The organism is Arthrobacter sp. TRD_SC_6, from assembly GCF_055361185.1.
Window position 1 is genome coordinate 2066447 of record NZ_CM143953.1, and the last position, 18305, is coordinate 2084751.

General features: G+C 63.4%; 15 protein-coding genes and 2 tRNA genes. 15 read left to right on the forward strand and 2 right to left on the reverse strand.

What is annotated here, in order from left to right:
- Positions 1-32 precede the first annotated feature (32 nt).
- The 5 genes from dusB to ACWA1U_RS09820 all read left to right on the forward strand — a co-directional run bounded on the left by dusB (position 33) and on the right by ACWA1U_RS09820 (position 6263).
- On the forward strand, positions 33-1211 hold the full coding sequence (dusB, locus tag ACWA1U_RS09800) for a tRNA dihydrouridine synthase DusB (RefSeq protein ID WP_463722016.1): 1179 nt from the start codon (positions 33-35) through the stop codon (positions 1209-1211).
- Entirely contained in the window at positions 1195-2505 is a 1311-nt protein-coding gene (locus tag ACWA1U_RS09805) for a deoxyguanosinetriphosphate triphosphohydrolase (protein WP_463722017.1), read from the forward strand. Before dusB ends, ACWA1U_RS09805 begins: the two co-directional genes overlap by 17 nt.
- Positions 2506-2559: 54 nt before the next feature.
- Positions 2560-4560 carry a DNA primase gene (gene dnaG / locus ACWA1U_RS09810; RefSeq protein ID WP_463722018.1) on the forward strand — a complete coding sequence of 667 codons (2001 nt, stop codon included), beginning with the start codon at positions 2560-2562 and terminating at the stop codon, positions 4558-4560.
- A gap of 55 nt (positions 4561-4615) precedes the next feature.
- A tRNA-Asn gene (locus ACWA1U_RS09815) sits at positions 4616-4688 on the forward strand.
- Positions 4689-4760: 72 nt separating this feature from the next.
- The gene (locus ACWA1U_RS09820) at positions 4761-6263 is read left to right on the forward strand and encodes an SDR family oxidoreductase (protein WP_463722019.1); all 1503 of its coding nucleotides are present in this window, start codon (positions 4761-4763) and stop codon (positions 6261-6263) included.
- Here ACWA1U_RS09820 and ACWA1U_RS09825 read toward each other — a convergent pair.
- The gene (locus ACWA1U_RS09825) at positions 6260-7486 is read right to left on the reverse strand and encodes a multidrug effflux MFS transporter (RefSeq protein WP_463722020.1); all 1227 of its coding nucleotides are present in this window, start codon (positions 7484-7486) and stop codon (positions 6260-6262) included. The two genes, ACWA1U_RS09820 and ACWA1U_RS09825, sit on opposite strands and share 4 nt — an antisense overlap.
- A 245-nt stretch (positions 7487-7731) precedes the next feature.
- Here ACWA1U_RS09825 and ACWA1U_RS09830 point away from each other — a divergent pair, with 245 nt between their 5' ends.
- From ACWA1U_RS09830 to ACWA1U_RS09860, 7 genes are all read left to right on the forward strand, one after another.
- Positions 7732-9171, forward strand: coding sequence for a sugar porter family MFS transporter (locus ACWA1U_RS09830; protein WP_463722021.1), 1440 nt, complete (start codon positions 7732-7734; stop codon positions 9169-9171).
- Positions 9172-9291: 120 nt separating this feature from the next.
- Positions 9292-10173, forward strand: coding sequence for a phage holin family protein (locus ACWA1U_RS09835; protein WP_463722022.1), 882 nt, complete (start codon positions 9292-9294; stop codon positions 10171-10173).
- A gap of 75 nt (positions 10174-10248) precedes the next feature.
- On the forward strand, positions 10249-10857 hold the full coding sequence (locus ACWA1U_RS09840; protein WP_463722023.1) for a CDP-alcohol phosphatidyltransferase family protein: 609 nt from the start codon (positions 10249-10251) through the stop codon (positions 10855-10857).
- A gap of 13 nt (positions 10858-10870) precedes the next feature.
- Positions 10871-11761 (forward strand): DMT family transporter, encoded by an 891-nt coding sequence (locus tag ACWA1U_RS09845; RefSeq protein ID WP_463722024.1) that lies wholly within the window; start codon positions 10871-10873, stop codon positions 11759-11761.
- Positions 11762-11803: 42 nt separating this feature from the next.
- Positions 11804-13000, forward strand: a complete 1197-nt coding sequence (locus ACWA1U_RS09850; protein ID WP_463722025.1) for a glycosyltransferase — start codon at positions 11804-11806, stop codon at positions 12998-13000.
- Between the two features lie 93 nt (positions 13001-13093).
- Positions 13094-13167: transfer RNA gene (locus ACWA1U_RS09855), tRNA-Ile, on the forward strand.
- A gap of 177 nt (positions 13168-13344) precedes the next feature.
- A complete protein-coding gene (locus ACWA1U_RS09860) occupies positions 13345-14535 on the forward strand; it encodes an acyl-CoA dehydrogenase family protein (RefSeq protein WP_463722026.1) in 1191 nt (396 codons plus the stop codon).
- Between the two features lie 45 nt (positions 14536-14580).
- Here the strand turns inward: ACWA1U_RS09860 and ACWA1U_RS09865 are convergent, their stop codons facing one another.
- Positions 14581-15126 carry a murein hydrolase activator EnvC family protein gene (locus ACWA1U_RS09865; protein WP_463722027.1) on the reverse strand — a complete coding sequence of 182 codons (546 nt, stop codon included), beginning with the start codon at positions 15124-15126 and terminating at the stop codon, positions 14581-14583.
- Between the two features lie 404 nt (positions 15127-15530).
- On the opposite strand from ACWA1U_RS09865, the gene rpsB reads away from it, so the two are divergent.
- The 3 genes from rpsB to pyrH all read left to right on the forward strand — a co-directional run bounded on the left by rpsB (position 15531) and on the right by pyrH (position 18293).
- A complete protein-coding gene (gene rpsB / locus ACWA1U_RS09870; protein ID WP_463722028.1) occupies positions 15531-16499 on the forward strand; it encodes a 30S ribosomal protein S2 in 969 nt (322 codons plus the stop codon).
- A 107-nt stretch (positions 16500-16606) separates the two neighbouring features.
- The gene (tsf, locus tag ACWA1U_RS09875) at positions 16607-17443 is read left to right on the forward strand and encodes a translation elongation factor Ts (protein ID WP_463722029.1); all 837 of its coding nucleotides are present in this window, start codon (positions 16607-16609) and stop codon (positions 17441-17443) included.
- 112 nt (positions 17444-17555) lie between these two features.
- A complete protein-coding gene (gene pyrH, locus ACWA1U_RS09880; protein ID WP_463725003.1) occupies positions 17556-18293 on the forward strand; it encodes a UMP kinase in 738 nt (245 codons plus the stop codon).
- Positions 18294-18305 lie beyond the last annotated feature (12 nt).

Sequence of the window (18305 nt, forward strand, 5' to 3'; positions counted from 1 at the left end):
CCCGATTTGCCCCGCCTTGCGACAATGGACGGGTGAGCATTGCACCAACTCCAACCGCCACAACACTGGACCTACCTCCACTGCGCCTGGGCGGAATCACCGTGGACACACCGGTGGTTCTTGCCCCGATGGCGGGCATCACCAATACCGCGTTCCGGCGCCTGTGCCGTGAGTACGGCGGTGGACTGTACGTCTCGGAAATGGTGACTTCCCGTGCTCTGGTGGAGCGGAACCCGGAGTCCCTTCGCATCATTTCCCACGACGACGATGAAAAGGTCCGCTCCGTCCAGCTGTACGGGGTGGACCCGAAAACCGTGGGCGCCGCCGTCCGTATCCTCGTGGAGGAGGACCGCGCCGACCATATCGACCTCAATTTCGGTTGCCCGGTTCCTAAAGTCACCCGTAAGGGCGGGGGAGCAGCGCTGCCGTGGAAGCTCGACCTGTTCACCTCGATTGTCCAGACTGCGGTCCGGGAGGCAACGCGAGGGGACATTCCGCTGACCATCAAGATGCGCAAAGGCATCGACGAGGATCACCTGACCTTCCGTGAGGCCGGCAAGATCGCGCGGGATGCCGGTGTCGCCGCCGTCGCCCTCCACGGCCGCACGGCCTCCCAGTTCTACTCGGGCAAGGCCGACTGGAACGCCATCGCTGAACTGCGTGAAGCCCTGCCGGACATCCCCGTGCTCGGCAATGGCGACATCTGGAGTGCGGAAGACGCCATTGCCATGGTCCGGCAGACCGGCGTCGACGGCGTAGTCATCGGGCGTGGCTGCCAGGGCCGGCCCTGGCTCTTCGGTGACCTGATGAATGCCTTCGAAGGCGACGCCGAGCGGCACCGCCCGAGCCTCGGGCAAGTCGCCGACACCGTCTACCGGCACGCGGAACTGCTGGTGGACACCTTCGGCAACGAGATGATGGCGCTGCGGGACATCCGGAAGCATATGGCCTGGTACTTCAAGGGGTACGTGGTCGGCGGGGAACTCCGCGCCGCCCTCGCAGCGGTGCCCACCCTCGAGGTGCTCCGTGGGCTCCTGGACCAGCTCGACCGCACCTCGCCGTACCCCGGAGCGGACGCCGAAGGCCCCCGCGGTCGCGCAGGCTCGCCCAAGCGCACCGCGCTTCCGGAACGCTGGCTTGAAGCCCGGCAGTTGAACCCCGAACAACAGGCCGACATTGCAGCGGCGGAAGTGGATGTGTCCGGTGGCTGAGAATCCAACCCAAACTCCAATGCAGGCTGTATTTACGCCCGGCTATTCCGACGCCGACATCCAGCGCTGGGCCGAAGAGCCGGCCAAGAGCACCCACAGAACGCATTTCGAGCGGGACCGGGCGCGGGTGCTGCACTCCTCGGCGCTGCGGCGCCTGGGCGCGAAAACGCAGGTGGTGGCGCCGGACACCGATGATTTCGTCCGGACCAGGCTGACCCACAGCCTTGAGGTCGCGCAGGTGGGCCGGGAGCTTGGACGTTCGCTGGGCTGCGATCCGGACATCGTCGACGCCGCATGCCTGTCCCACGACCTCGGGCACCCGCCGTTCGGCCACAACGGCGAGGCGACGCTCAACGACCTCGCCCACTCCATCGGCGGTTTCGAGGGTAACGCCCAGACGCTCCGGCTCCTGACCAGGCTTGAGCCGAAGGTTGTCCGCGCAAACGGTGCACCCGCCGGCCTGAACCTCACGCGGGCCAGCCTCGACGCAGCCTGCAAGTACCCCTGGACGGCGGCGGATGCGCCGGTCATCAACGGCCACCGCACCTCCAAGTTCGGCGCCTTCGAGGATGACCTCGACGTATTCACGTGGCTGCGGGAGGGCACGCCAGCCGGCCGGTCCTGCCTTGAAGCGCAGGTCATGGACCTCGCCGATGACATCTCCTACTCCGTCCACGACGTCGAGGACGCCATTGTCGCCGGTCATTTCCAGCTCAAGTGGATGGACAACCCTGACCACCGTGCCCGGGTAGTTGGCTACACCCAGCAGTGGTACCTGCCGCACTCCGATCCAGCCGCCGTCGACGCCGCCCTGTCCCGCCTGGAAGCCACGGACGTGTGGGTCCGCGAAGCTGACGGAAGCCGCAAGGCGATGGCGGCACTGAAGAACATGACCAGCCAGCTGATCGGCCGGTTCTGCCTGAGCGCGCTGGAGACCACCCGGGCGATCTACGGGACGAACCCGCTCACGCGCTACGCAGCGGAGATGGTTGTGCCGGAGGAAACCGTGACCGAAATCGCCGTCATGAAGGGCCTCGCCACCACCTACGTGATGACGAGCGTGCATCGCCAGCCCATCTACGAGCGCCAGCGCGAGGTCCTCACCTCCCTCGTGCAGCAGATGGCAGCAGCGGGAGACCGCTTCCTGGAGCCGATGTTCGCCGCCGATTGGAAGGAAGCGAACGACGACGACGCCCGCCTGCGCGTGGTGATCGACCAGGTTGCTTCGCTCACTGACGCATCCGCCCTTGGCCTCCACGAACGGGTTGTCGGGCCGGTCCCAGCTCTCTGGTAGGCGCTTGTTGATAGCTGGACGGCGCCACCAGCGGCTGGACATACACTGGTCTGCATGGCCGGACTCATCAAGCGTGAAGACATCGATGAGGTTCGCCAGCGCACCGACATCAAGGAAGTGGTGGACGGCTACGTCACCCTCAAATCCGCGGGTGTCGGGTCCTGGAAGGGGCTGTGCCCGTTCCACGACGAGCGCTCGCCGTCGTTCCATGTGCGTCCCCAGATGGGCAGCTACCACTGCTTCGGCTGCGGCGAGGGCGGCGACGTCATCTCGTTCGTGCAGAAGATGAACCACACCTCCTTCTCCGAGACCGTTGAGAAGCTGGCCGCCCGCATCGGCTTTGAGCTCCGTTACGAGGACGGCGGTACCGGTCCCCGGCGCGAGGACACGGGGAAGCGGCAACGGCTTCTGGACGCGCACAAGATTGCATCGGAGTTCTATCGCAGCGAGTTGCTCACGCCCGCTGCCGCCGCGGGTAGGGCCTTCCTCCAGGAACGCGGATTCGACCGCGCTGCGGCAGAGCATTTTGGTGTTGGTTTTGCTCCGCAGGGGTGGGACGGGCTGCTCACCCACTTGACGGGCAAGGGTTTCACCCTGGATGAACTGAAGCTCACGGGCATGTTCAGCACCTCATCCAACAATGCCGGCAGGCTTTACGACCGGTTCCGCGGGCGCTTGATCTGGCCCATCCGTGACATCACCGGGGACACCGTGGGATTCGGCGCGCGGAAGCTGTTCGAGGATGACCCCGGGCCCAAGTACCTCAACACCCCGGAGACCGCGCTCTATAAGAAGTCGCAGGTCCTGTACGGCATCGACCTCGCCAAGCGGGAGATCGCCAAGACCCGGCAACTGGTGGTGGTGGAGGGGTACACCGATGTCATGGCCTGCCATCTGGCAGGTGTGGGTACCGCGGTGGCCACCTGCGGTACCGCTTTCGGCGCGGACCACATCAAGATTGCCCGGCGCCTGTTGTCCGATGACGGTACCGGCGGAGAAGTGATCTTCACGTTCGACGGCGATGCCGCCGGCCAGAAGGCGGCGCTGAGGGCGTTCGAGGAGGATCAACGGTTCAATTCCCAGACCTACGTGGCTGTTGGGCCGGGCGGGGTTGATCCCTGCGAGCTTCGCCAGAGCGCCGGTGACCAGGCCGTGCTTGACCTCATTTCCACACGCCGGCCGCTCTTCGAGTTCGCGATCAAGGCTTCCTTTGACCAGTTCGATCTTTCAACCGGCGAAGGCCAGATGAAAGCGCTGCGCCACGCGGCACCGATCGTGGCCAATATCCGGGATGTATCGCTCCGTTCCATTTACACCCGCGAGCTGTCCCGCTGGTTGGGGATGCAGTTTGTCGGCGAGGATCAGGTTGCGCGCGCCGTGTCAGCCGCTGCAAGACGTGAGGCGCAGGGCGCCCAGAAGCCGCAGTCCCAGCAGGGTTCGCAGTCCCAACATGGAACACACTCCAGCCAGGGAACGCATTCCAACCAGCGATCCAACCCGGGCCGCGGGGAGAACCAGGGCCCGTCGTCGGACTCCAACGGCCAGGAGACCAGGGGTGGAGACCCGCAGTTCAATCGCCCCGACCCACGCGATCCGGTCGCGAGGATGGAACGCGAGGCGCTGGAAGTTGTACTGCAGCACCCGGAGCTTCTCGACGAAGCGATGTGGGAAGCATTCTCCAACACACGGTTCTCCGTGCCGGCCTACGCCGCCCTGCAGGACGCAGTGCGTGCCGCGGGCGCAACTCCGGAGCTGAGGGCGGGCGTGTCCGTCAACTGGGTTGAGCGGGTCCGGCAGGAGGTCCCGGACGTACTGCGCGGGTTCGTGAGCGAACTGACCGTGACGCCGCTGCCCGCAAAGGACGCCGAGGCACTGGTCCTGTACTGCCGCGACATCCTCAACAGGCTCTCCGAATTGCGCATCACGCGGCTCAAAGCCGAGAAGCTCGGCGCCCTGCAACGGCTCGATCCTGCCGCCGATCCAACGCTGTTCCAGCAGCTCAATCGGGAGCTGATGGAGCTGGAAATGGAGCGCCGTTCGCTGCGTTCAGACTAGCGGCCAGCCAATTTCACTTCACCGGTGAACCTATGTAAAGTTGTGTCTGCTGCTTTCCTCCGTAGCTCAATTGGCAGAGCATTCGACTGTTAATCGAAGGGTTACTGGTTCAAGTCCAGTCGGAGGAGCAAATAGGCTCCTGACCTGCGGAAACGCGGGTCAGGAGCCTTTCTCTTTGCTGGCGGGCGTAGTGTGTTGACATGGCCTTTGAAGGAACCATCCTCGTCACCGGTGCCACCGGCTACATTGGTGGACGCCTCGTCTCAAGGCTCGTGGCTGTTGGCCGGAATGTGCGCGTGCTGGTGCGCTCGCCGCAGAAGCTCCGTGACGTCCCGTGGGTCTCCCAGGTTGAGGTCGTCGAGGGTGACCTGCAGGACGCCGAAACAATGGCCGCAGCGTGCAAAGGCGTCCACACCCTGTATTACCTGGTCCATTCCATGGGTTCCGGACGCGGGTTCGAACAGCGAGAAGCGCGAATCGCCTCCACGGTGGCGCGCGCGGCCGCCGGAGCCGAGGTCAAGCGGATCGTCTACCTCGGGGGCCTGCATCCGCAGGACGTTGCGCTGTCAACCCACATGCGCTCCCGAGTAGCCGTAGGGGAGGTCCTGCTCAACTCAGGGGTGCCTACCGTCGCACTTCAGGCCGGCGTCGTCATCGGTTCCGGCTCGGCCTCCTTCGAAATGATTCGCCACCTCGCGGACGTGCTGCCCGTCATGCCCGCCCCCCGGTGGGTGATGAACCGGATTGAGCCGATCGCCGTACGCGACGTGATCCATTACCTCATGGAAGCCCTCAACCTGCCCGAGGGCCTCAACCGCACGTTCGACATCGGCTCGGGGGACGTACTGACCTACGCGGACATGATGAAGCGCTACGCCGAGGCCGCGGGCCTCCCGCGCCGCACGGTGCTGGCACTTCCGGTCCTCACACCGCGCCTCGCCGGGCACTGGGTGAATCTCGTCACCCCCATCCCCAGGGTGATGGCCATGCCGCTCATCGAGTCGCTCCAGCACGACGCCGTAACCGCAGAGTCTGACATCGACCGCTACATTTCCCAGCCTGCCGGTGGCCTCACGGATTACGGCCGGGCCGTCGGCCTCGCCCTGAACAAGGTGCGCGACGGCGAAGTCGAGACGAGCTGGGCCGGAGCCTCGCATCTTGACGCAGCCGCCGACCCACTGCCTTCCGATCCGCAGTGGTCCGGGCACACCGTCTACAAGGACGAACGGACCTTCCACTCCAGCGCTCCTGCCCCTGCAGTCTGGAAGGTCATTGAGGGAATCGGCGGCGAGAACGGCTGGTACTCGCTTCCTGTGGCGTGGGCGGCAAGGGGCTGGCTCGACAAGCTCGCCGGGGGAGTGGGCCTGCGGCGCGGACGCCGCCACTCCGCTGACCTGATGGTCGGCGAGGCGCTGGACTTCTGGCGGGTGGAGGAGCTTGTCCGCGGTGAGAAGCTGCGTCTCCGCGCCGAGATGAAGCTGCCGGGCCGCGCCTGGCTTGAGCTTTCGGTGGTGCCCGACGGCGGCGCCAGCGAATACCGCCAGCGCGCCGTCTTCTTCCCCAAGGGACTCGCAGGACGGCTCTATTGGCTCGGAGTGCTCCCGTTCCACGGTGTGGTCTTCGCGTCGATGGCCCGCAACATCACCCGCACAGCCGAACGCGCGGGTGCCGAAACGGGCGGCAGCCAGCAGGGATGTCCCTAGGGATTCAGCGCGGGCACTGTCTTCGGCCGCACGATTGTCCAGAGGAACACCGCGCCGAGCCCGATGCATGCTGCCATGACTGCTGCCATCGGCGTCGCTGAGTCAATGCCCAGCACACCGACAATCGGCGAGATCACACCGGCCAACCCGAAGGTGGTTGCGCCCAACAGGGACGCAGCCGTACCGGCCTGAGCACCGTGGTTCGCCAGCGCCAGCACCTGTACGCAAGGGAAGGTGAACCCGGCCGCCGCGATGTAGAACCAGAGCGGGACGGCAGTGCCCCAGAAGCCGAATCCGAGGTGGTCGAAAGCGATGATCAGTAGCGCCATCAGGAACATGGCCGCCGTCGAGCAGGCAATAACCCACTGCGGGCCCACGCGCCGCAGCACCCGGGAACTGATCTGGACCGAGGCAACGATGCCGAGCGAGTTCACCGCGAACAGCGCACCGTACATTTGCGGGTCCAGTCCGTACACGTCCTGGAAGAGGAACGGCGAAGCCGAAAGGTAGGAGAAGAGCCCCGCGAAGTTCATCCCGCCCACCAGCAACACTCCGATGAAGATGCGGTCGGTGAGTACCGCCCGGTATCGCTGCAACGCCGTTGACGACGAAGCCTTCCGACGCTCTGCCGGCAGGGTTTCGATGATGAACATGCTCACGGCAATGATGACCAGGAACCCGTAGGCGGCAAGGAACCAGAAGATCCCGGGCCACGGCATGACGACGAGCAGCTGCGACCCAATAACCGGAGCGAAAATAGGCGCCATGCCGTTCACCAGCGCCATGTAGGAGAGCATCCGGACCAGGGGATACCCGCTGAACAGGTCCCGGATCATGGCCATGGCCACAACTCCGCCGCCGGCAGCACCCATGCCCTGCAGGACACGGAAGACCATCAGCATCCCGATGTCCGTCGATAGGGCGGCTCCCAGCGAGGCCAGTACATGGAGGCTTGTGGCGATGATGAGCGGCAGCCGCCGGCCAACCTTGTCGCTCAGCGGCCCAACGAGCAGCTGGCCCGCGGCGAACCCAATGATGGTGCCGGTCAGGGTCAGCTGAACGGCCGCCTCTGTGACCCCGAGATCACTTTGGAGCGCGGGAAATGCCGGCAGGTAGAGGTCGATGGTGAACGGACCGAGTGCGGTCAACGTGCCGAGGATGAAGACGTAGATCAGTTTCTGGCGGCGTGTCAGCGCGTCGCCGGGATGGGTGATGGTGCTCAAAACGTGTGCCTAACTGGACTCAAGCAGGAGCACTGCGACACTGCAGGCGGGAACGGGTGGCCAGCCGGTTTGACCGGCGCCTCGGATACGCCGCAGTTGTTGCCACAGCGAATCAATATCCATCTTAGAACCTTCGCGCAACTCGGGCACTTGCTCAGCCTGCTTCGCATTGACGTAGGGTGATGTGGCAGTCAAAAGTGTCGTCAAAATGCTTCCAGAACATTGAACACCCCCAAGGAGAGACCTTGAAAGCCAGCGGGAACAACAGGCAGCCGGGCGGTACCGCTGTACAGCCGCACATGGGCAAAGTAATCGGTGTGTCCGTCGCGGCAGCCGTTGGCGGTCTGCTCTTCGGCTTCGATACGGCGGTAGTCAACGGCGCCGTTGATGCGATCCAGCAGGAGTTCGGCCTCGGAGAGGCTGTCCTTGGCTTCACGGTTGCCATCACCCTGCTGGGATGTGCCGCCGGCGCGTGGTTTGCGGGTGACCTGGCGGACCGCATGGGGCGCAAGCGCGTAATGTTCGGCGCAGCCATCCTCTTCCTGGTGAACTCGGTGGGTTCCGCATTCGCCTTCAGCGAGTGGGACCTCATGTTCTGGCGCCTCGTCGGCGGAGTGGCAATCGGAACGGCTTCGGTCATCGCTCCGGGATACATCGCAGAGATCGCGCCCGCGAAGTACCGTGGCGGCCTCGCCTCAATCCAGCAGCTCGCCATCACGGTGGGCATTTTTACCGCCTTGCTCTCCGACGCCTGGCTGGCCGACCTTGCCGGTGGGGCAACCGGTGAACTCTGGTGGGGCTTGCCTGCCTGGCGCTGGATGCTTCTTGTCGGCGTCGTGCCCGCAATCATCTACGGTGTGCTCTCGCTGACCATCCCTGAGTCTCCCCACTACCTCATCCGCGGCGGACGGGACGCAGAAGCTGCGCACGTGCTCTCGCGGGTGACCGGGATCAGGGACACGGCGACCAAGCTGAACGAAATCCGCTCCACCCTCCGCATGGAGGACAAGACGAGCTACCGGGACCTGCGGGGGCCCACGCTGGGCCTGCAGCCAATCCTGTGGGTCGGAATGGCGATCGCCGCCCTTCAACAGCTGGTCGGAATCAACGCGATCTTCTATTACTCCACAACGCTGTGGCAGTCGGTCGGCTTCAGCGAATCCGATTCCTTCACGACGTCGGTGATCACTTCCATCATCAACGTCGCCATGACGTTCGTGGCCATCTTCTTCGTCGACAGGATCGGGCGACGCAGGCTGCTCCTGGTCGGATCGGCGGGCATGTTCGTCGGCCTCCTCGCGGCGACAGTGGCCTTCGCCCAGGCCATCGGCGCCGGTGAGGAAGTTTCCCTTCCCGGCATCTGGGGCCCGGTGGCGCTGGTCGGAGCAAACCTGTTCGTCATCTTCTTCGCCGCCACCTGGGGTCCCGTGATGTGGGTGACCCTGGGCGAAATGTTCCCGAACAAGATTCGCTCGATCGCCCTCGGCGTTGCCACGATGGTGAACTGGATCTTCAACTTCGTCGTGACGCTCGCGTTTCCCTGGGTCAGCGAGAACCTGGGTGTGTGGATCATGTACGCAGCGTTCACGGTCTTCGCCGTGCTCTCGTTCTGGTTCGTCAAGACGCGGCTCCAGGAATACGCGGGCAGGGAACTCGAGGACCGGGACGACGTCGAGGTCCGCTAAATTGCCCGCACCGCCCACCGGCCGTGAGTTGAAGGCTGGGCGCACGAAATATGCAGCGGTGGTAATTTTGGGAACAGATACGTTCTTTACAGCGCAGGAAGACTCATGGAGGCAGGGCACATGGACAGCTCGACCAGCACGCGGGTGAATCAAACTCGTCCCCGAACTGCCGCGCCGTCGGTGATCGGGCTGATCAGGCTGCTGCTGCGGCTGACGCCGCGCCAGTTTGGTGACGAGTTCGCGCTCGCCAAGGAGCAGCTGAAGCAGAAGGGCATCAGGGCGGGGGTAGCAGCAGCGTTTTTCGTGGTTGCCCTCGTGTTCCTCGCGTTCCTGGTGGTCGCGTTGATTGTCGCGGCCATCATGGGCCTGGCAACCGTCATGCCGGCCTGGCTGTCCGCCCTGTGCTTCGCCGCGCTCTTCCTGATCATCGCCGCAATAGCTGCGCTGATGGGGCTTTCCCGGTTCAAGAAGGCCCTCCCGCTGCTGCCTGAAGACGCTATCCGCGGGGTCAAGTACGACATCGGAGTGCTGAAGGAAGGCCGGAAGTTCAACCCGGCAACCCTTGACGTCAAAAAGCCCGCAGAAGAAAAGAAACCCAAGTCAAAGCCCACGGACGACGGCGCTCCCAAGCCGCCAGCGCCGTCGTACGCTGAACTTCGCAGCCGCTCCGGCCGCCGCCGCGACCACATCGCTGAAACCCGCGACCAGCTGGACCGCGGGCTCGACTTCAAGTCGCAGTGGAAGGGAGCCACCTCCAAGGCGAAGGACGCCGCCGCACACGCCAAAGCGTCAGCAACCCACGCGAAGGAGGCCGCGGGAAGCAAGGCAAAGTCCTTTAAGTCCGCGAACTCTTCCACGAACACATCCGCAAACTCAGTGAGCCCAACCGCATCGCCAGCCCGCCACGACCACACGCTTGCCGACCGCTGGAAGCCGCTGAGCGTCGTCGCCGCCTCCGCCGCTGCCATCGCGGTGATGGTGCGCAGGCTGGTTGCCAAGTAGCCGCAGCCTGCCCGCCTCCGCTGGCTGATGCAGGCTGCAGAGCGTCCTGCCTGCATAATGGACAGCGGAGGGACAGTGATCAGACTTATTGGCGCGGGGGGAAGGCCAGGGCAGTCTGCTGCCGTTTTAAACACCTTCTGGACCGCTCCCAACATCATCACGGTGCTCCGGTTCGGCGGCGTTCCACTGTTCGTCTACTTCATCGTCCAACAGGAGTATGCGGCCGCGGTGATCACGCTGGTGCTGCTGGGATCCACCGACTGGGTGGATGGGTATATTGCCCGGCGCTTCAACCAGGTATCAACCGTTGGCAAATGGCTGGATCCGGTTGCGGACCGCACGGCGCTCATCGTGGTGGCGGTAACTTTCGTGGTGGATGGCATCGCCCCGCCATGGCTCGTCTGGACAATCGTCATCCCGGACTTCATTCTCATCGCCAACATGCTCATTCTCTTCCACGGCCCGAAGCATTTCCCGGTGACCAACATCGGCAAAATCCGGACCGCTCTGCTGCTCATCGGATCCCCGCTCCTGCTCCTGCAGCGGGTCGAAGGCTTCGACCAGCCGTGGCTGTTCGTCACTGCGAACGCGCTGCTCATTCTGGGCTGCATAGGCCACGTGGTCGCCTTCTACGGGTACTTCACGGCGGCTCACCGGCTGTACCGGCAGGAGCCTTCCGCATGAGGAAAGCGGGCTGATGGCCTGGCTAGCAATCGTCCTGGCCCTGGTCGGCGCATGTTTTCTCGCCGTGGGCGCCCAGCGCCAGGGAAGCGCCGTCCGTTCCAACACCGGTGGATTGTCACTGAACTCCACGGGATTCGTGCGCCTGCTGCGCAACCCCCGCTGGATTCTCGGACTCATCCTGCTGGGTGTCGGGATGATCCTGAACGTCGTTGCGTTGAGCATGGCCAGCCTGACCGTGGTGCAGCCGATAGGCGCGATCGCCCTGGTGATCACCACCATCGTCAATTCCAAGGACCAGGGCATAAGGATCAACCGCGCCACGGTGGTAGCCATCGCGGCATGTGTAACCGGAAGCGCCCTGTTCGTGCTCCTCGCGGTGAACGTAACCCGGAAGGACCACGTGGTCCTTGCGGGCCAGGAGCTCACGGCGGTATTGCTGCTGTGCATCGCCGTCGCAATCTTCGGCACCCTCGCCGTGGCCTTCAAGCGGAGGCTGAACGCTTTCGCCTACATTCTGGGTGCAGGAGTGCTGTTCGGGTTCGTGGCCGTGCTGACCAAGATCATCGCGACCCACCTGCTGGATCCCAATGGACGCTTCCTCTTGAACGTGCCGGTCTACAGTGTGCTGGCGATCATCGCTGCCGCGGCCCTGGGTTCCTGGTTCGTCCAGAGCGCCTATGCCACGGGCCCTCCGGATCTGGTGATTGCAGGCCTGACGGTGATCGACCCGATTGTCGGAATTGCGGTGGGAATTGCGGTGCTCGGGGAGCTCCAGCCCAACGTGCAATCGGTCATCGCGATTGCCATGGGGGTGGCCGCATTCATTGCTATTGTGGGAGTGATAGCCCTGTCGCGCCACCATCCAGATGTTGTGAAGCGACAGAAGGAAGCACGACGGCGGTGACGCCGCTGCCTCAACCACCGTTGCCAACCCGAGGACTAATTCGTGACTGATCCGGCAGCAACCGCGCCGCTGACCATTCTTATCGCCGCAGACACTTATCCGCCCCACATCAATGGAGCGGCTCAATTCGGCTACCGGCTGGCCAAGGGGATGGCTACCCGCGGTCACAATGTCCATGTTCTCGCCCCGCACTTCGCCAATGGGAAGAGCTTCACCGAGACCACCGGTGAGTGGAGCGTCCACCGCCTGCGATCACACGGCGTGCCCACCCACGAGTACTGGCGCATCTGCCTTCCCTGGGAGATCAAGCGTGAAGTGAGCATGCTCTTCGACCGGGTGAAGCCGGATGTTGTCCACATCCAGTGCCACTACATGGTTGGCGAATACGCGCTCTATGAGGCCGTCAAGCGCGGCATCCGCGTGGTTGCCACCAACCACTTCATGCCGGAGAACCTGAACCCGTTCCTCCCGTTCCCGCAGTGGTTCAAGAACATCGTGGCGAAGAACTCCTGGCGGGACATGGGCAAGGTGATGGGGAAGGCGGATGTCGTCACCACACCCACGCCGCTCGCTGCAAAAGCCATGCACGAGCATGCATTCCTCCGCAAGGTCCTCCCGCTTTCCAACGGCATCGACGCCTCAGCGTACGAAGCTCGGCCGGGGGAGAACGTCGAGGTTCCGGACCATCCGGTGGTGCTCTTCGTCGGTCGGCTTGCAGAGGAAAAGCACGTTGATGTGCTGATTGACGCCGTAGCGAAGACGCCCAAGGAACTGAACCTGCACGTCGAGATTGTGGGCGGTGGAGAGGTGAAGCCCGCACTGCAGGCCCAGGCAGCGCGGTTGGGCCTGAAAGACCGGGTCAAGTTCCATGGCCTCATTGACGATGACGAACTGCGGTTGGCCTACCTCCGTGCGACCGTCTTCTGCCAGCCCGGCACGGCCGAGTTGCAGTCGCTCGTGACACTCGAAGCGATGTCCGCGTCCACTCCCGTACTGCTTGCCAACGCCATGGCGCTGCCGCACCTGGTGGAAGACGGCTTCAACGGGTATCTCTTCACGCCCCACGACAGTGACGAGCTTGGGCGCCGCCTGACGGAGATCATTTCCATGCCGGACGCCGAGCGCGAGCGCATGGGGAAGATGAGCCGTTCCATGGTGGAGAAGCACAGCATCGAGGCCACGCTGGCCACGTTCGAAGATATCTACCGCGGCAGTTCACATGTCGCTGAGACTGTCTAACTGAACCGCCCTGCTCTCTGGCCGGTTCGGTCGGTCAGCGTAGTGGTACCCGGCATGGCTAGAATGGTCTGCGCCGGTGCGTTACCGGCACCTGGGGCTGTAGCTCAGCTGGTTAGAGCAGCGGACTCATAATCCGTTTGTCGTGGGTTCAAGCCCCACCAGCCCTACAGGAATGCACGAGGAACCCCGGTCCGGGTGGGCCGGGGTTCCTCTGTTGTTTGCGGGGTGGTGCGCTAAGTTACTGACGGGTAACATTGTCGGAGATGGTGCCGAAGGGATGCGGAACTTCCCACCCTGCGGCGCTGCAACTGACTCGTAGTAACTGACTCGTTGAGGAGCCTCCCGTGGGTGCACCCATAATCAATGCCGATGATCTTCCGTACGCTAACGGTGACTTTTACTCTTTTGAAGATCTCCTGAGCCCGCGGGAGCGCGCCAAGCTGGAGGAGGTGCGTGAGTGGTTGAAGGCTGAAGTGCGTCCGCACGCTGCGCGCTGGTGGAATGACGGCGAGTTCCCCCACGACCTTGTGCCGCGCATCGCGGAACTGGACGTAGTCAGCCCGGTGCACAGGCTGGGGTATTCGAACCTCTTCGCTGGGCTTCTGCACGCCGAGTTCACGCGAGCTGATACGTCTATCGCCACCTTTATGGGTGTGCACGATGGCCTGTTCACCGGTTCTGTTGAGGTACTTGCATCTCCTGAGCAGCGGGAAGCGTGGCTTCCGGACATCTATGCCATGAAGAAGATCGGGGCATTCGGGTTGACGGAACCCCTTGGCGGCTCCGATGTTGCCGGTGGCACGCGGACGACTGCCGAGCGTGACGGTGACTCCTGGATCCTCAATGGCGCGAAGCGATGGATCGGCAACGCCACGTTCTCGGACTGGGTGGTCATCTTCGCTCGGGATGTGGCCGACAACCAGGTAAAGGGCTTCATGGTGGACACCTCCCTGCCGGGTTACACCGCTACGAAGATCGAGAACAAGATTGCCCTGCGCACCGTACAGAACGCCGACATAGTCCTTGACGGGGTCCGCTTTCCGGACGAGTTCCACCTGGCTGGAGCCAATAGCTTCAAGGACACGAACAAGGTACTGCGGATCACCCGCCTCTCGGTGGCCTGGCAGGCGGTGGGCCAACAGCAGGCGGCTTTCGATGTGGCGCGCCGGTATGCGGCGGAGCGGCAACAGTTTGGCCGTCCGTTGGCATCCTTCCAGCTGATCCAGCAGCAGTTGGTGGAGATGCTGGGGAACACTGTGAGCTCACTTGGCATGATGGTGCGTCTTGCGCAGTTGGCCGACGACGGCGGTGCCCGCGACGAGCAGTCAGCCCTTGCCAAGGCATTCACCACGGCGAGGATGCGGGAGACAGTTGCCCTTGGCCGGAGCATTCTTGGGGGCAACGGCATTGTGACCGACTACGAGATGGCGAAAATCTTCGCTGATGCCGAAGCGATCTACTCCTATGAGGGCACGTACGAGATCAACTCCCTGGTGACCGGGCGTGCGATCACCGGGGTCGCGGCTTTCGTCTGAGCGCAGCGGTCTGCTTGGCAGCCAGCCAGCCAGCCAGCCAGCCAGCTAGGTCGAGGCGAAGGGCAACAGGACGGAAGGCCGCAGATCGGAGACGAACTGCAGCGGATTGACGTACTCACCGTTCTCCCTGACACCCCAGTGCAGGCAGGTTTCCGGGCAGTGGGGCTCTTCGCTCAGACTCCCTATTTCTTCGCCTGCTTGAACTGCAGTGCCCTTTGCGAGCGGGGAATCGACTGGTTCGAAGCTGCTCAGCAGGCCATCCCCATGGTCGATGGTCAGCACCGGGCGGTCCACCACCGTGCCAAGGAAAACCACCACCCCGTCAGCTGGACTTCGCACAGCTGCGTCTGCGGTCGCAGCCAGGTCGACGCCCCGATGACCTGCCATCCAGCGTTGGGGTGGCCGGTCAAAGTGCCGAAGCACAGCAGGGCGGCTGCCTACCGGCCACTCCCAGCCGCCTGCCGGCCGTTCCCGAAGCTCGAGCTGTACCGGAAAAGCCTGGGTGCTGGCCCCCGGCGCCGTGAGCAGTACCAGCGTGGAGCAGAGTGCGGTGATGACCACACGGCGGCCCCTGGTCAATAACGTGTCCATACAGTCAGCCTGAAGTATGTTCTGCCCGCGGAATCGGTTGAGCGTCCCTATGTGTGTAAAGCCAGCAGACCGAGCCACGTGTGGAGGAACAGTGGGAACCGCCCATGGCTTCGAGGGTCCGGTGCGGCATCAACGCTGTAGTACACTTGACGAAGCAGTTTTCCGCGTTTTGGCGTGCCATCATTCGGATGCTGACTACGCGTGCCCACCATTCGTGCTTCCTTACCTGTGCAGCAGTACCTCAGGTATCGGGCGGGCGAACATCCCTCCAGCGGTCCGGAGTATTCCGGGTGGAAGGGTGGTCTTTGACTGACGGGCACCAGGAATCCCCACCCTTTGTGGGACATCAACCGTCAAACCGGCAGCGAAGAGGTCCGCCTCAGCTGCCCAAGGAAAGGAACGACATGCCAGTCGTTACCATGCGCCAGCTGCTCGACAGCGGCGTCCACTTCGGACACCAGACCCGTCGCTGGAACCCCAAGATGAAGCGCTTTATCTTCACCGAGCGCAACGGCATCTACATCATCGATCTGCAGCAGTCGCTGTCCTACATCGACCGCGCCTACGAGTTCATCAAGGCCACGGTTGCCCACGGCGGAACCGTACTCTTCGTCGGTACCAAGAAGCAGGCACAGGAAGCCATCTCCGAGCAGGCAATGCGCGTTGGCCAGCCTTACGTGAATCAGCGCTGGCTCGGTGGCATGCTCACCAACTTCCAGACTGTCTCCAAGCGTATCCAGCGCATGAAGGAGCTTGAGGAGATCGACTTCGAGGATGTCGCCGGTTCCGGCCACACCAAGAAGGAACTCCTCCTCCTCAAGCGCGAGCTGACCAAGCTCGAGACCAACCTCGGCGGTATCCGCAACCTGACGAAGGCACCGTCCATCATCTGGGTTGTTGACACCAAGAAGGAACACCTCGCCATTGACGAGGCCAAGAAGCTCAACATCCCTGTTGTCGCCATCCTTGATACCAACTGCGATCCTGATGAAGTCGATTTCCCGATTCCGGGTAATGATGACGCCATCCGCGCAGTCAACCTGCTGACCCGCGTTGTCGCCGACGCCGTTGCAGAAGGCCTCATCGCCCGCAACAACCGCGCATCAGGCAATGACACCGCAGCTGCAGAAGAGCCTCTCGCCGAGTGGGAGCGCGAACTGCTTGAGGGCAGCTCAACCGAAGCACCTGCAACCGAAGCGCCTGCCGCTGAGGAAGCCCCCGCCGCGGAGGCACCCGCAGCCGAAGAAGCTCCTGCCGCTGAGGAAGCCCCCGCAGCAGAAGCACCTTCCGCCGAGGAAGCATCAGCCGAAGAGGCACCTGCCGCCGAAGAAGCACCTGCTGCAGCGGAAGCCGAGAACGGCGAAAGCAAGTAGTTTCAGTTTCAGGGGTGCGGGACAGGTGCCCGCACCCCTCTTTGCTTGTCCCGGGCAGGCGCCCGGCTGAAATTCTGACGAGATAAACCACATCTGAGGAGAACCACATGGCAAACTACACTGCCGCTGACATCAAAGCTCTCCGCGAGCGGACCGGCGCCGGAATGATGGACGTGAAGAAGGCTCTTGACGAGGCCAACGGCGATGCTGAGAAGGCCATGGAGCTCATCCGCATCAAGGGCCTCAAGGGCGCAACCAAGCGCGAAGGACGTTCCACCGCCGAGGGCCTTGTTGCCGCGAAGGTTGAAGGAAACGTCGGCGTAATGGTCGAGGTCAACTGTGAAACCGACTTCGTTGCCAAGGCTGGCCCATTCATCGAGTTCTCCAACAAGGTTCTTGCCGCTGCGATCGAGTGCGGCGCAGCCGACGTCGAAAGCCTGCTCTCGCACTCGGTGGACGGCAAGCCGGTCTCCGAGCACATCATTGAAGCTGGCGCGCTGCTCGGCGAGAAGGTTGATGTCCGCCGTGTTGCCCGTGTTGAGGGCGCCATTGTGGATGCCTACCTCCACAAGACCTCGAAGGACCTGCCCGCACAGGTGGGTGTCCTGTTCGCTGTCGAAGGCAACGGTGACTCAGCTGCCGAGGCAGCCCACGACGTCGCGGTACACATTGCGGCTTACTCGCCGACCTACCTCACCCGCGAGGAAGTTCCCGCCGAACTCGTCGAAACCGAGCGTCGCATTGCGGACGAGACCGCGCGCGCCGAGGGCAAGCCTGAAGCCGCACTCACCAAGATTGTTGAGGGTCGCCTGACCGGCTTCTTCAAGGAGGGAGTCCTGGTTGACCAGGCCTTCGCCAAGGACGCAAAGAAGTCCGTCGCGCAGGTCCTCAAGGAAGCTGGGGTCGAGCCCAAGGCGTTCGCCCGTTTCCGGGTTGGTGCGTAAGCCTCACCGGCTGCACATTGTTTGACATGATGGAGGGGCGGTCGCCGAAGGTGGCCGCCCCTCCATCATGTCCAGAGGGGTTTTTATCCGTATGACACGCCCGGGAGGCACCATGGAGAATTACGAGACGGACGTGCGCGGCGGGTCAGATAAGCGGCGCGTACTGCTGAAGCTTTCCGGTGAGGTGTTCGGCGGCGGGAAGCTTGGCGTTGACCCTGACATGGTTCGGGGTATAGCCAAGCAGATCGCGGCCACCATCGGCGAGGTCGAAGTGGCGATCGTGGTGGGCGGAGGAAATTTCTTCCGCGGTGCGGAACTTTCACAAAGCGGCATGGACCGGTCCAGGGCCGACTACATGGGCATGCTCGGAACCGTCATGAACTGCCTGGCCCTGCAGGATTTCCTGGAGCAGGCCGGCGTGGAAACCCGGGTGCAGAGTGCCATCACCATGGGTCAGGTCGCTGAGGCCTACATCCCGCGCCGTGCGATACGCCACCTTGAAAAGGGGCGTGTGGTGATCTTCGGAGCCGGTGCCGGGCTGCCCTACTTCTCCACAGATACTGTCGCCGCACAGCGCGCGCTCGAAGTGCGTGCCGACGTCGTGCTCATGGCCAAGAGCGGTGTTGACGGCGTCTACACCGCTGATCCGCGCAAGGACCCCACAGCAAAGAAGCTGGACGCCCTCTCGTATGAGGATGCGTTGCGCCAGGACATCCGGGTCATGGACCAGACCGCAATGACCATGTGCAAGGACAACAACCTCTCCATGGTGGTGTTCGGGATGGAGGGCGAGGGTAACGTCACCAGCGCCATCCTGGGCGAACGGATAGGGACCATAGTCACTGCATAGTCCCTGCGGGGG

Bases quoted from the DNA above. Each gene is read 5' to 3' on its own strand.
- ACWA1U_RS09865 (WP_463722027.1), bottom strand. From the start codon at position 15,126: ATGGACACGTTATTGACCAGGGGCCGCCGTGTGGTCATCACCGCACTC.
- dnaG (WP_463722018.1), top strand. From the start codon at position 2,560: ATGGCCGGACTCATCAAGCGTGAAGACATCGATGAGGTTCGCCAGCGC.
- ACWA1U_RS09845 (WP_463722024.1), top strand. From the start codon at position 10,871: ATGGCCTGGCTAGCAATCGTCCTGGCCCTGGTCGGCGCATGTTTTCTC.
- ACWA1U_RS09835 (WP_463722022.1), top strand. From the start codon at position 9,292: ATGGACAGCTCGACCAGCACGCGGGTGAATCAAACTCGTCCCCGAACT.
- rpsB (WP_463722028.1), top strand. From the start codon at position 15,531: ATGCCAGTCGTTACCATGCGCCAGCTGCTCGACAGCGGCGTCCACTTC.
- ACWA1U_RS09820 (WP_463722019.1), top strand. From the start codon at position 4,761: ATGGCCTTTGAAGGAACCATCCTCGTCACCGGTGCCACCGGCTACATT.
- ACWA1U_RS09805 (WP_463722017.1), top strand. From the start codon at position 1,195: ATGTGTCCGGTGGCTGAGAATCCAACCCAAACTCCAATGCAGGCTGTA.
- pyrH (WP_463725003.1), top strand. From the start codon at position 17,556: ATGGAGAATTACGAGACGGACGTGCGCGGCGGGTCAGATAAGCGGCGC.
- tsf (WP_463722029.1), top strand. From the start codon at position 16,607: ATGGCAAACTACACTGCCGCTGACATCAAAGCTCTCCGCGAGCGGACC.